Annotated in this window: 13 protein-coding genes and 2 tRNA genes; 8 read left to right on the forward strand and 7 right to left on the reverse strand. The window is 70.7% G+C overall.

The window, feature by feature from the left end; genetic code table 11:
- Positions 1-461: 461 nt before the first annotated feature.
- Positions 462-1,952 (forward strand): hypothetical protein, encoded by a 1,491-nt coding sequence (locus tag AB0F58_RS29695; protein WP_357150123.1) that lies wholly within the window; start codon positions 462-464, stop codon positions 1,950-1,952.
- A gap of 48 nt (positions 1,953-2,000) precedes the next feature.
- Here the strand turns inward: AB0F58_RS29695 and AB0F58_RS29700 are convergent, their stop codons facing one another.
- Positions 2,001-2,513, reverse strand: a complete 513-nt coding sequence (locus AB0F58_RS29700; RefSeq protein WP_357150126.1) for a hypothetical protein — start codon at positions 2,511-2,513, stop codon at positions 2,001-2,003.
- Between the two features lie 87 nt (positions 2,514-2,600).
- On the opposite strand from AB0F58_RS29700, the gene AB0F58_RS29705 reads away from it, so the two are divergent.
- The gene (locus tag AB0F58_RS29705) at positions 2,601-3,239 is read left to right on the forward strand and encodes a lipoprotein (protein WP_357150129.1); all 639 of its coding nucleotides are present in this window, start codon (positions 2,601-2,603) and stop codon (positions 3,237-3,239) included.
- Positions 3,240-3,307: 68 nt separating this feature from the next.
- Here the strand turns inward: AB0F58_RS29705 and AB0F58_RS29710 are convergent, their stop codons facing one another.
- The 5 genes from AB0F58_RS29710 to AB0F58_RS29730 form a co-directional block, all read right to left on the reverse strand.
- A complete protein-coding gene (locus AB0F58_RS29710; RefSeq protein WP_357150132.1) occupies positions 3,308-3,973 on the reverse strand; it encodes a TOPRIM nucleotidyl transferase/hydrolase domain-containing protein in 666 nt (221 codons plus the stop codon).
- Positions 3,974-4,051: 78 nt separating this feature from the next.
- The gene (locus tag AB0F58_RS29715) at positions 4,052-4,621 is read right to left on the reverse strand and encodes a DinB family protein (RefSeq protein WP_357150135.1); all 570 of its coding nucleotides are present in this window, start codon (positions 4,619-4,621) and stop codon (positions 4,052-4,054) included.
- Positions 4,622-4,706: 85 nt separating this feature from the next.
- On the reverse strand, positions 4,707-5,027 hold the full coding sequence (locus AB0F58_RS29720; protein WP_357150138.1) for a CPCC family cysteine-rich protein: 321 nt from the start codon (positions 5,025-5,027) through the stop codon (positions 4,707-4,709).
- 88 nt (positions 5,028-5,115) lie between these two features.
- Positions 5,116-5,778: a hypothetical protein gene (locus tag AB0F58_RS29725; protein ID WP_357150141.1), complete on the reverse strand. Its 663-nt coding sequence runs from the start codon at positions 5,776-5,778 to the stop codon at positions 5,116-5,118.
- Positions 5,779-5,856: 78 nt separating this feature from the next.
- Positions 5,857-5,930, reverse strand: a tRNA-Gly gene (locus AB0F58_RS29730).
- 360 nt (positions 5,931-6,290) lie between these two features.
- Between AB0F58_RS29730 and AB0F58_RS29735 the strand changes: the two genes are divergently transcribed.
- The 6 genes from AB0F58_RS29735 to AB0F58_RS29760 all read left to right on the forward strand — a co-directional run bounded on the left by AB0F58_RS29735 (position 6,291) and on the right by AB0F58_RS29760 (position 11,724).
- Positions 6,291-6,364, forward strand: a tRNA-Pro gene (locus AB0F58_RS29735).
- Between the two features lie 140 nt (positions 6,365-6,504).
- On the forward strand, positions 6,505-7,857 hold the full coding sequence (tig, locus tag AB0F58_RS29740) for a trigger factor (protein ID WP_357150144.1): 1,353 nt from the start codon (positions 6,505-6,507) through the stop codon (positions 7,855-7,857).
- 170 nt (positions 7,858-8,027) lie between these two features.
- Complete coding sequence (locus tag AB0F58_RS29745) at positions 8,028-8,669, forward strand: ATP-dependent Clp protease proteolytic subunit (protein ID WP_357150147.1); 642 nt, start codon at positions 8,028-8,030, stop codon at positions 8,667-8,669.
- A 14-nt stretch (positions 8,670-8,683) separates the two neighbouring features.
- Positions 8,684-9,346, forward strand: coding sequence for an ATP-dependent Clp protease proteolytic subunit (locus AB0F58_RS29750; protein WP_357150150.1), 663 nt, complete (start codon positions 8,684-8,686; stop codon positions 9,344-9,346).
- 209 nt (positions 9,347-9,555) lie between these two features.
- Positions 9,556-10,851 (forward strand): ATP-dependent Clp protease ATP-binding subunit ClpX, encoded by a 1,296-nt coding sequence (clpX, locus tag AB0F58_RS29755; protein WP_357150153.1) that lies wholly within the window; start codon positions 9,556-9,558, stop codon positions 10,849-10,851.
- Between the two features lie 75 nt (positions 10,852-10,926).
- A complete protein-coding gene (locus AB0F58_RS29760; RefSeq protein ID WP_357150156.1) occupies positions 10,927-11,724 on the forward strand; it encodes a carbon-nitrogen hydrolase family protein in 798 nt (265 codons plus the stop codon).
- Between the two features lie 6 nt (positions 11,725-11,730).
- Here the strand turns inward: AB0F58_RS29760 and AB0F58_RS29765 are convergent, their stop codons facing one another.
- Positions 11,731-11,961: a hypothetical protein gene (locus tag AB0F58_RS29765; protein WP_088982520.1), complete on the reverse strand. Its 231-nt coding sequence runs from the start codon at positions 11,959-11,961 to the stop codon at positions 11,731-11,733.
- Between the last annotated feature and the right edge of the window lie 558 nt (positions 11,962-12,519).

A 12,519-nucleotide genomic window follows, 5' to 3' on the forward strand; every position in this document is an offset into this window, starting at 1 on the left:
CGGCGCTGGCGAGCACGCCGACCGCGGCGAAGGTACGCCGGTGAGTGCGGGGGAGTGTCATCTCCCGGTCCTCCTACTGTGGTGGCCTCTCGTGGGACCCGAAGCCCACTCGAGAGGCGCTGGACGATGGGAGAATCCTAGCGTCGATATTTACAAACCTGGATTTCTGCAATGTTCACGATCTGAGGATGATATTGATTAACTTCTACGCGTGAAACGTTGCTTCACGAGTCGTAGACGCGATAGACACGACAGTTGGCCTGCGGTGCGGACGCCGGCGACGACGTCGCCCCTCGGCCACGTGCTGCCCCCGGACCGGTCGCACCTGGCCCGCGCAGCCCACGACCGACATGATCGGTCCCATGGTCCTGCGACTCCCGCGTCTCCCGCGGCGCCACGCCCACCGTCCCGCCAGCGCGGCAGCGCAGCCGGATCCGTTGCCGTCGGAGGTGGCCGTCGCGGTGTCCCGCGCTGCCGGTGGTCGCGGGGACGACCTCGCCCACCTCGTCGAGGTGCTGGCGGCCGTCGACGCCACCGGTGCCCCGGAGTCCGCGCGGGCCGCGCTCGCACTGCTGGCCCGCGCGCCGAGAACCGTGGCCCGGCTCGACGAACACGTCCGCGAGGACCGGTGGTCCGCACCGCGCCGGACGCCGGGCCCCGCGCACCTCGCCGCCCGGCTCGACCGGCCCGCGCCCGGGGCGGTCGCCGTCGCCCTGGCCGGCGCGCACCCCGACGGACGGATCCGGGAGCGCGCGGTACGGGCCATGCTCGCCGCACCCGCCCCGGAGCTGGCGCCGTTCCTGGTCCTGCGGACCGGGGACTGGGTCGAGCAGGTGCGAACCCCGGCCCGCGCGGCCCTGGTGACACTGCTGGCCGACGACCCGGCCGGCTACCTGCCGGCGACGCTGCCCACGGCGCTGCTGGTCGGGGCCCGCTCCCGGGGCGGCTTCGCGGTCACCCAGGTCACCGCCGCGCTGCTCACCGCACCCCCGCCGGTACGCCGGGCGCTCGGCCGGTCCGGCCCCGCCGGGCAGCGCCGGTTCGTCCTCACCATCGGCCTGGCACACGGTTGGCTGGACCGCGACGACCTGGTCGAGGCGGCGGAGTCCGACCCCGACCCGCTGGTCCGGGTCCGGGCCGCCGAGACCGCCTGCCGGGACGCCGTGTGGACCGGCCGGATCCCGACCCTGCGACGCCTCGCCGGCAGCCGCCGCCCGGCGGTACGGGCGACCGCGCTCACCGGCCTGCTGCGTCTCGGCCACCTCGCCGAGGTGTCGGCCCGCCTCGACGACCCCGCCGACCTGGTCCGGGCCATCGCCCGGGAGGCCGCCCGACGCGACGGCACCGACGCTCGGGCGCACTACCGGCGGGTCGTCACCGGCGACGCGCCGACCCCCGGGGCGATCGCCGGACTCACCGAGACCGCCCCGTCGACCGACGCGGCGCTGCTGCACCCGCTGCTCGCCCACCCGGCCGCGCCGGTCCGCGCCGCCGCCGTACGCGGACTGCGGCTCCTCGACGCCGTGGGTCTTCCCCTGGTGACCCCGCTGCTGCGTGACCCCGCACCGGCCGTCGTCCGGGAGGCCGCCACCGCGCTACGTCCCCTCGCCGGTGCCCTGCCGCCCGCACTGCCCTGGGACCTGCTCGCCGACCCGCGGGCGGAGCTGCGCCGCGCCGGCTACCGCCTGCTGGGCACGGGGGACGTGCGGGCGAGGCTGCGCGCCGGGCTGCTGCTGGCCGTCGACCCCGACCCGGGGCTGGCCCGACGCGGTCGCGCGGACGTCGTCCGGTTGGCCCGCGACGCCGTCCGTCCGACCGGGCGGCACCCGACGCCACCCGCCCTCGCGGTCACCGCCGCCGAGCGCGACGACCTCCGCCGGCTCGCCCGGGACGCCGCCCCCGTCCTCGGCGACGAGTGTGTCGACCTGCTCACCGGGTGGCTCCGCAGCTGACCGTTCCCCACTCGTCGCCGACCACGGCGGGCGCGCGTACCGGCACCGTCAGAAGTTGACCTCGACTCCCGCCTTCTTGCAGGCGGCGGTGAGGTCCGTGCCGGCCTTCTCGAAGGCCGGGTTGTCGGCGGCCGTCGCCGGGTCCGCGGCCTTCGCCGCCTTGGCGGCCTCCGTGGTGAACGCCCGGATGGCGGTGGTCACCGCAGTGTCGCCCCCGGTCGCGGCCAGCGCCGTCAACTTGCCCTCCAGATCGGTGAGGACCTTCCGGAACGCGGCCGGTGCCGCCGCCTGGTCGGCCTGGAGAGCGGTGACGAGCGAAGCCTTCATGTCGTTGCCGATCTCCTTGACGGAGGTGCAGATCTCCTTGTCACCCGTGCCGCCCACCGAGGTCGACGGTGCGGGTGCGGAGGAGGTGGTCGGCGAGGAGGGCGTCGAGGTGGCGGAGGACGTGGGTCCGGCGGAGGGCGCGGGACCGGCCGTGGTGTCGTCCGCACCGCCGCAACCGGCGAGCGTCAGGGCGGCACAGACCAGCACGGCGGAGAGAACACGGAGTGGTTTCACGGACGCGGACGCTAGCCCAGGCGTAACCGGTGATCAATCTCGGGCCGATGGGTCCCGGCGTGGCCACAGCCGTAGACTCCCCGGTCCGTGAGCACCCGAACGCACGGTGGCCGGGCGTGGCGCGCCGCCGCTGTCGCCCTGATCGCGTCGACACTCGCCCTGATCGGCTGCGGGCGGACCGACGCGGCTCCGGAGTCCACGCCGGACGCTGCGGCACCGCCCGCCACGACACCGGTGGCGGTGGCGGCGGCCCGCATCGGTGCCCCGGGCAGTGCCTGCGAACTGCCCGTCACCTTCGCCCTGGCGGAGTCGTGGAAACCCGAGGCGGTCACCGTCGCGCCGGACAACCCGCTGGCGGAACTCGCGCGCCGGGGTCCACTGACGATGGTGTGCGAGATCGACGCGAAACCCGCCGGCAACCTCGGCTTCCTCCGGGTGTGGACAGGAGCCGGGGACGAGCTGCGGCCGAGCCTGCAAGCCTTCATCGGTACCGACGCACACGAGCCGACCTACACCGAGTCGCGAATCGGCGACCGCCCTGCGCTGGAGGTCGTCTACCAGGAAAAGAGCCAGCTCGACGACGCGATGGAGCAGGAACGGGTGTTCGCCGTCCAGACCCCCCGGGGCATCGTCGCAGTCTCGCTCGAGAGCTTCGACAGCGAGGAGCACACCGAGATACTGCCCGCCTACGAGCTCGCCAAGAGGAGTCTCACCATGACCCGGTGAACGCGCCGGGGCGGTGCGCCAGCACGCCGCCGATCCTGCCTCTCGTCCGGACGGTCCGAGGCTTGCGGTCACACGGCGGCGAGCAGCGCGTCGAGCGGCCGAGGCACGACATCCCGGACCACCGCCGCCTCGACCAGCAGCCGTGCGTAACGCAGCTTGCGGCGCGCGCCGCTGCCCAGGAACCGTCGCAGCTGCGCTCCGGGCTCCCGGCCGCGCCAGGCGGGCTGGCTCTGCAACGAACGGAACGACCCCAGGTCCCCCTGCGAGTCGAAGAGCGCCTCGACCGCTGCCGGGCCCACGGCCCGGATCAGCTCGTCCTCCAGGTCGTCCACGCAGACGTGGAAGCCGAGGTCCTCCAGGTCCGCACGGTTGCCGGGTGAGCCGACCCGCGCGGTGACCAGGCCCCGCCGGAAGATCTCCTCCTCGTGCAGGTCGCACAGACCGGCGAGGCGCACCCCGGTGCCCAGCGGGCCCAGACTCGTCAGGAAACGGCCGATCGCGTGCGCGCCGCCGATCGGCACGACCACCACCCGCTCCGCCTCGAGATCCCGGCCACGGCCCACCGCGAGCGTCTCCAGCGCGATCTGGTCGCTGATGCCCTCGACCAGCACCACGGCCAGCGCGGTGTCGACCTTCGCCAGGGCGCGGGCCGTCGCCTGGATCGGCGCGGCGGGACCGCTCACGTAGCCGTCGAGCGCCCTACGGGCCAGCTCACGGCGATCGGTGGCATCCATGGTGGGTTCCCGGTCCGGTGGTGGTGGCGGGAAGCGCCCGCCCTCCGCACGTCTGGTCGGCCAGCCGGTCGGCTGGGGCTACTGGCCGATGCGTCCGTCGACCCGCTCGCGCAACAGGTCCGCGTGACCCATGTGGCGGCCGTACTCCCAGATCATCCCGACCAGCACGTCACGCAGGGACAGTTGCCCGCCCCCACTGCCGTGCTGGTTCAGCGGGTCGTCGCCGGTGATGTCGAGACTGGGCGCCTCGGCCACGAAGCGCGTCGCGAAGTCCACCTCCGCGCGCCAGGCGTCCCACGCCTCCGCCACCACCCGGGGGTCGGCCACGGCACCGTCGAAATCACCGTCCCGGTCGGTCTCGGAGCAGAACAGCCGGGGCACGTCCTGACCCGCCATCATCGTCCGGAACGTCCCACGCTCGATCTCGGCCAGGTGGCGTACCAGCCCCAGGAGCGACATCGTCGACGGCTCGACGGCGCGCCGCGCCATGGCCTCCGCATCGAGGCCGGAGCACTTCAGCTCCAGGGTGAGACGGGCGGTGCGCAGGGCTTCGACCAGCGTGGTGCGCTCGTCGCCCACCGTCGGTCCGTTCTCCCGCGGGTCGTCGCGGAGATCGATGAACATGTCGGCGCGCCGGGTCGTGGCCATGGCCGCCATCCTCGGCGACACCCGGGGAACCGACAAGCCATTAACCACGTGTACGGGTGCTTCCCGTCGTCGTACGCGCAGCGGGTCAATCGGACCGGAGGTCGGGTTGACGACCGGTCGTGGGGTGCTCGTCGGGTCGGGGCGGCCGAACGTGCTTCAGGTCCTTCGGGTCGCTGGCCCCGTACCGGGCGTAGTTGCGGCGGGCATCGAGCAGGCTCAGCCGGTTCGGTCCACCCCGTACGCGTGCGGCGTCGTGGTCGTCCTGTCCGTCGTCCTCCCAGAAGCACACGTCGCAGATCTCGTAGCCACCGCGTTCGCCCAGTGTCAGGTAGCCACAGCACGGGCACGGGTACGGGCTGTCCTCTGGCGTTCCGTCGACGAACGGTCTTCCGCCTGCCGGGGTCATGCCGAGGGAGCCTGCCACATCGATCGTCACGGCATGGCGTGGTCCGGCCTGCTGACGGGGGTAGAGGATCAGGACGAGGACCCGGGAGCTACACGTTCGGGGTGCCGCTCGGCAACGGACCGTGGGCTTCGACCGCCGGGGCGGCCGTCGGCTCGACGTCCTCGGTCACGAACGGGCTGTATCCGGGCGGCAGTTCGCTGACCTGCAGGTCGGAGAAGATCAACGTGAGGGCGTGAGCATTGGTCTCGATCCGCACCTCGTGGAACTCGATGCCGACCGCTCCGGCCCACCTCTGGGCCCCGGGCGATCCGTCCACCACCTGCGCGCCCGGGTACAGGCAGTGCCACTTCACGCCCCATACGTAGCCGTCCAGGTCGACGCCGGTCTCATGGTCGACGAGGCGGTCGTCCAAGGACTCGCGCCAGGTGGGCGGCGCCACAGTCGTTCGGCAGGTCGCCTCGACGCAGTACCGGAACAGGTAACGGAGGTAGGCAGGCGGGATGCCGGTGCGAGGGTCCGCAGTGGCATACACGATGACCTCGTAGTCCCGCATGTAGTCGGTAAACCCGTGGTACACCAGCGCCTGATCGAAAACGTCGTCCAGCGCCTGCCTGAGCACCGTGGCATCCACGGCGCAGTTGTACACCACGATGAGGATGCCCGCCGCGCTGGCGGTGACCGTCTCCGAGACGACCCTGCCACCGGACTCACCGACGGCGACGTCACGGTCGTCCGAGGTTCTCCAGACCACCCGACGCACCCGGTCGATGCGCCAGGACGAGAACGGCCCAGGTGCGGCGATCGTGCCGCTGACCTGGGCCGGAACTGGTGGAGCGGGCGACGAGAATCGAACTCGCACCGTCAGTTTGGAAGACTGAAGCTCTGCCATTGAGCTACGCCCGCGTGTTCCCGGTTCCCCGGGGACGCCCGACAGCTTACCGCGTGCCCCGGTGCGCCGCGCAGCCGCATTCCGTCCCGGTGGACGCCGCACCCGGGTCGACCCCGGGGGAGAGGTGCGGCCACCGCGGTGACGGGGTCCCGGGGCGCGACCGCCCGGACGGGTCGTGGCCGCCGTGGCCACCGTCACCGAGCGGTCGCGCCCTTCCGGGTGGCGTACCTGCGCCGACCCGGCCCGCCGGCCCGCGTCTGCTGGTGGGGCCCGATCGCCCGGACCGGTCGGGGTGGAATTTGTCGGAATCTGTCGCCGAGTGCCCCGCCCGGACGTCCCTGCCCCGCGCCGACGGCATACACTTCTGGTCGCCACGGGGTGTGGCGCAGCTTGGTAGCGCACTCGCTTTGGGAGCGAGGGGCCGTGGGTTCAAATCCCGCCACCCCGACTGTCGTCCGCAGCCGGGCCGCCGGAGTGCCGCCGTCGCGGTACCTGGGCGGCTGCCGGAGCGTCCGGCCGGCTCGCCTACACTCGATGGGCTGAATCCCGCCCAGACTCAAAACCGAGATCCGTTCAAGGAGTACGCCTGTGAAGAGCACCGTCGAGACTCTGAGCCCGACGCGCGTGCGGCTCGCCATCGAGGTGCCGTTCGTCGAGCTCGAGCCGAGCCTCAGGAAGGCGTACCGGGAGATCGGCCAGCAGGTCCAGGTTCCCGGCTTCCGTAAGGGCAAGGTCCCGGCCGCGGTGATCGACCAGCGGGTCGGCCGGGGCGCCGTCCTCAACGAGGCGGTGCAGGAGGCCATCCCGCAGAACATCCTCGCCGCCGTCCGTGAGCACGACCTGAAGACGCTGGGTCGCCCGGACGTGGAGATCACCGAGTTCAACGACGGGGACAGCCTCAACTTCACCGCCGAGGTCGACGTCCGTCCGGAGCTCACCCTGCCCGACCCGGCGACCGTCGAGGTCACCGTGGACGAGCTCCAGATCGACGACAGCGAGATCGACGAGCAGGTCAAGAGCCTGCGCGAGCGGTTCGCCACGCTCAAGACCGTCGAGCGCGCCGCCCAGGAGGGCGACTTCGTCCAGATCGACCTGAACGCCACCGTCGACGGCGAGGACGTGCCGGGCGGCTCGGCGACCAACCTCTCCCACGAGGTCGGCAGCAAGCAGCTCCTCCCGGGGCTGGACGAGGCCGTCGTCGGCCTCGCCGCCGGTGAGAACGCCACCTTCACCACCCAGCTGGTCGGCGGCGACTTCGCCGGCAAGGACGCCGAGGTGGCGGTGACGGTCCGCACCGTCAAGGAGAAGGAACTGCCCGAGCTGAACGACGAGTTCGCCCAGATGGCGAGCGAGTTCGACACGCTCGAGGAGCTCCGGGGCGACGTGCGCGAGCGGATCGCCAAGGGCAAGCGGGTCGAGCAGATCTACGCCGCCCGGGACAAGGCCCTCGAGCAGCTCGTGGCGGCGGCCGAGGTGCCGGCGCCCGAGGGTGTCGTCAGCGACGAGGTCGCCAGCCGCAAGCAGGCGATGGTCGACCAGCTCGAGCGGATCGGCGCCTCGCTGGAGGAGTACCTCGCGGCCGAGGAGAAGACCGAGGAGCAGCTCGACGAGGAGCTGAAGACGGCCGCGACCGAGGGTGTCAAGATCCAGCTCCTGCTGGACACCCTGGCCGACGCCGACGACGTCCAGGTCTCCGACGACGAGTTCGGCCACGAGATCGTCCACCGGGCGCAGCGCGCCGGGATGCCGCCCCAGCAGTACTACGACCAGCTGGTCCGGTCCGGCGCGGCGGCGGCCGTCTTCGGCGACGTCCGGCGCGGCAAGGCACTGGCCTCGGTGATGGAGCGCATCACGATCAAGGACGCGGCCGGGAACGTCGTCACCCTGGACGCCCTCAAGGCCGAGGGTGACGAGGCGCACGACCACGACCACGAGCACTGATCGCGGGGTCGGCCGCCGTCCGCCGTTCGCGGCGTTCGGCGGCCGAAACCCTTTTCCGGGTACGGATCCCGGGCAACTGCGCTGAGAGCGAACAGTGCCCTGACCGGGGGTCTGTCACCCGGTGGAGCGGTTAGTGTCGGGTAAGACGGTACGGAGAGCGAAGGGCTGCCATGACCGACAAGCACATCCCAGCGATGCCGCTCCGGGCGATCGAGGCCCGCGGTGGCGATCCCCTTGGCAACCTCGACGACTCGGTCTACAACCGGTTGCTCAAGGAGCGCATCATCTTCCTGGGCAGCGAGGTGACCGACCAGGTCGCCAACCGCATCTGCGCCCAGCTGCTCCTGCTCGCGGCGGAGGACCCGCACCGCGACATCAACCTCTGGATCAACTCGCCGGGTGGCTCGGTCTACTCCGGCATGGCGATCTACGACACCATGCAGTTCATCGACAACGACGTGTCGACCGTGGCGATGGGCATGGCCGCCTCCATGGGCCAGCTGCTGCTCTGCGCCGGCACCAAGGGCAAGCGGTACGCTCTTCCCCACGCCCGGATCATGATGCACCAGCCGTCCGGCGGCATGGGCGGTACGGCCTCCGACATCGCCATCCAGGCGGAGCAGATGCTCTACACGAAGCGCATGTTCCAGGAGCGGGTGGCCTTCCACACCGGGCAGGAGCACGCGCAGATCGAGGCCGACTCGGACCGCGACCGTTGGTTCACCGCCCAGGAGGCCCTGGACTACGGCTTCATCGACAAGGTGATCACCGGAGCCACCCAGGTTCCGGAAGGCGCCGGGACCCTGAGCTGATCGAGGAGCTGACGATGACCGACCTGAGCCTGCCGCCGCGTTTCGCGCCGGTGCACAACCGCTACGTCCTGCCGTCGTTCGTCGAGCGCACCTCGTACGGGGTGAAGGAGTCGAACCCGTACAACAAGCTCTTCGAGGACCGGATCATCTTCCTCGGCGTCCAGGTCGACGACGCGTCGGCCAACGACGTGATGGCGCAGCTGCTGACGCTCGAGGGCACCGACCCGGACCGCGACATCATCATGTACATCAACTCGCCAGGTGGCTCGTTCACCGCCATGACGGCGATCTACGACACCATGCAGTACGTCCGGCCGGACATCCAGACGGTCTGCCTCGGCCAGGCGGCCAGCGCCGCCTCGGTGCTGCTCGCGGCGGGTACGCCGGGCAAGCGGATGGCCCTGCCGAACTCGCGGATCATCATGCACCAGCCGGCCACCGAGGGCGGCTACGGGCAGGGCTCGGACATCGAGATCCAGGCGCGGGAGATCCTCCGGATGCGCACGCAGCTGGAGGAGATGTACGCCAAGCACTGCAACCAGCCGGCGGACAAGGTCCGTAAGGACATCGACCGCGACAAGATCATGACGGCGGAGGAGGCCCGCGAGTACGGCGTGGTCGACACCATCCTCACCAGCCGTAAGAAGGGTCTGCTGGCAGCCAACGCCGCCAGCTGAACAGTTGGGGGTCGGGGGTCGGCCCGGGGGTGTGCTCCCGGCCGGCCTCTGACACACCCGTTTTGGGGGTCGGAGAAACCCCCGGCAGCGGGTAACGTCGGGTCTGTGCCCCTTCGCCGGGTCGGACCGGCGGGTAAGACACGGACACGGGGACCGAGGTCCCCAAGCCAGGGCCGGCGTACCGGCCGACGAGTGCAGGGAGAACGTAGGTGGCACGGATCGGTGACGGCGGCGACCTACTGAAGTGCTCCTTCTGTGGCAAGTCGCAGAAACAGGTCAAGAAGCTCATCGCGGGCCCTGGGGTCTACATCTGCGACGAGTGCATCGACCTCTGCAACGAGATCATCGAGGAGGAGTTGGCCGAGTCCGGTGAGGTGAAGTGGGAAGAGCTTCCCAAGCCGATGGAGATCTGCCAGTTCCTCGACAACTATGTCGTCGGTCAGGACCAGGCCAAGAAGGCCCTGGCGGTAGCGGTCTACAACCACTACAAGCGGATCCAGGCCGAGGCGGCCGGCGCGCCGGGCTCCGGTAGCGACGCCGTCGAGCTGGCCAAGTCCAACATCCTGCTCATCGGGCCGACCGGCTGCGGCAAGACCCACCTCGCGCAGACCCTCGCCCGGATGCTCAACGTCCCGTTCGCCATCGCCGACGCCACCGCGCTGACCGAGGCCGGGTACGTCGGCGAGGACGTGGAGAACATTCTCCTCAAGCTGATCCAGGCCGCGGACTACGACATCAAGCGCGCCGAGACGGGCATCATCTACATCGACGAGGTCGACAAGATCGCCCGGAAGTCCGAGAACCCCTCGATCACCCGGGACGTCTCCGGCGAGGGTGTCCAGCAGGCGCTGCTCAAGATCCTGGAGGGCACGGTGGCCAACGTGCCACCGCAGGGCGGTCGGAAACACCCCCACCAGGAGTTCATCCAGATCGACACCACCAACGTGCTCTTCATCTGCGGTGGTGCCTTCGCCGGTCTCGACCAGATCATCGAGGCCCGCACCGGCCAGGGCGGGACCGGCTTCGGCGCCCGGCTCCGGGCGATCTCCGAGCGGTCGACCGACGACATCTTCAGCCAGGTCATGCCGGAGGACATGCTCAAGTTCGGGCTGATCCCCGAGTTCATCGGCCGGCTTCCGGTGATCACCAACGTCCGCAGCCTGGACCGTCAGGCCCTCGTGCAGATCCTCACCGCGCCGCGCAACGCCCTGGTCCGGCAGTACCAGCGCCTCTTCGAACTCGACGGCGTCGAGCTGGAGTTCGAGCCGCCCGCGCTGGAGGCCATCGCGGACCAGGCGATGCTCCGCGGCACGGGGGCCCGGGGCCTCCGCGCGATCATGGAAGAGGTTCTCCTCTCGGTGATGTACGAGGTCCCGAGCAACCCGGACGCCGCGCGGGTGCTGATCACCCGTGAGGTGGTCCTGGAGAACGTGAACCCGACCATCGTGCCGCGCGAGTTCACCGGCCGGCGGGCCCGCCGGGACCGCGAGGAGAAGTCCGCCTGAGGGCGGTGCGCCGTCCGGAACGTGGTCCGAATCGGGGACAGCGCGGATCCGGACGGCGCGCCTAGGCTGGTGCGCATGCGTGTCGCCGTCTGCCAACTGAACGCCCGCGAGGACCGTACCGCCAACCTCGCGACCGCCGAGCGTCTCCTGGTCCGCGCCGCCGAAGCCGGCGCGGACCTCGCCGTCCTACCGGAGTACGTCGACTACCTCGGCCCGGGCGACGGGTTGCCCGAGCCGGAGTCGGTGGACGGCGAGGTGGGCAGCTTCTTCGCCGGGGTCGCCGGCCGGCTGGGCATGTGGGTGATCGCGGGCTCGTTCCACGAGCGGGGGCCCGACCCGGAGCACACGTACAACACGTCCCTGGTGTTCGACCGGTCCGGTGCGCTGGCCGCCAGCTATCGCAAGATCCACCTGTACGACGTGGAGATCCCCGGCCGGGTCTCGTACCTGGAGTCCGCCACCGTCGCGCCCGGCACGGAGCCGGTGGTGGTCGCGGTGGACGGCCTGCGGGTCGGGCTGTCCATCTGCTACGACCTGCGGTTCCCCGAGCTGTACCGGCAGCTGGCCACCGAGGGGGGTGCGGAACTGCTGGTGGTGCCGGCCGCCTTCATGATGCACACCGGTCGGGACCACTGGGAGGTCTTGCTGCGGGCTCGGGCCATCGAGAACCAGTGCTTCGTGGCGGCGGCCGGGCAGACCGGTGACCACGAGCCGGGCCGGACGTGTTTCGGGCGCAGCATGGTGATCGACCCCTGGGGCACGGTCCTCACCCAGCTCCCGGACGGCACCGGTGTCACCGTCGCCGACCTCGACCTCGAACGGCTCCGGACGATCCGCGCCGAGCTGCCCAGTCTGGCGAACCGTCGACTCTGAGCGGGGTCAGGTCTCCTGGAGCAGCACACCGATCACGGCAAGGCCGGCGATGGCCGCGGCGGTGACCAGGAGAGCGGTACTCATCCGGGACGGTCCCCGTCTGGCCAGCCGGCGTACCGAGGCCACGACGGCGAAGAGCACGAGGACCGCGATGACCAGCTGCCAGATCGGGAGCAGGAGTCCCAGCAGCGCGTCTTCGGCGAGCACCGTCGTCGGGGACCGTGGAAGGTCAGCCATGTCAGACACTCTGGCACGCGGAACCGTCTCCTGTCGGTACACCGGTGGTGGGACCTTCCGGTACCCCGGTCGACGGGTCCTCGGAAACACAGTGATGAACGTTGATTTGCGCAGTGGCGACCGGACGCGTAACTTTCTCTCTGCAAGCGGGAGGCCGAACAAACCGGCCGAAGCGGGCACCGGGACTGAAGCGGAAACGCCGAGTGACCTGGTTACCGGGCGGTGCGAAGTTCCCCGAAAGTTGGGGTTGCGATCGCGAAGCCGACCGGGTACAGTACCAAAGCCGGCAGGAGCCGGGCGGAACGCCGCAGAGCGGCGATCGGCCGGTCTGCGGGAATCCCACCTCAGCAACGACCCCCGGTAACCGGGGTGCGTCGGAGTGGGTCTGACGGAAAGCCAGCCCGAAAGAATCTTGAAAGAGACTCTTGCGGCCCGGAACGAAGTCGGGTAAGTTAGAGGGGTTGCCCCGGATGGTTCCCGGTGAGGGTTCCGGATGGTGTGTGGTTGTTCTTTGAGAACTCAACAGGGTGCTTGATAAGCCAGTGCCAATTAAGTTAT

It is taken from the genome of Micromonospora sp. NPDC023956 (assembly GCF_040639195.1).
In the GTDB taxonomy this organism is placed as follows: domain Bacteria; phylum Actinomycetota; class Actinomycetes; order Mycobacteriales; family Micromonosporaceae; genus Micromonospora.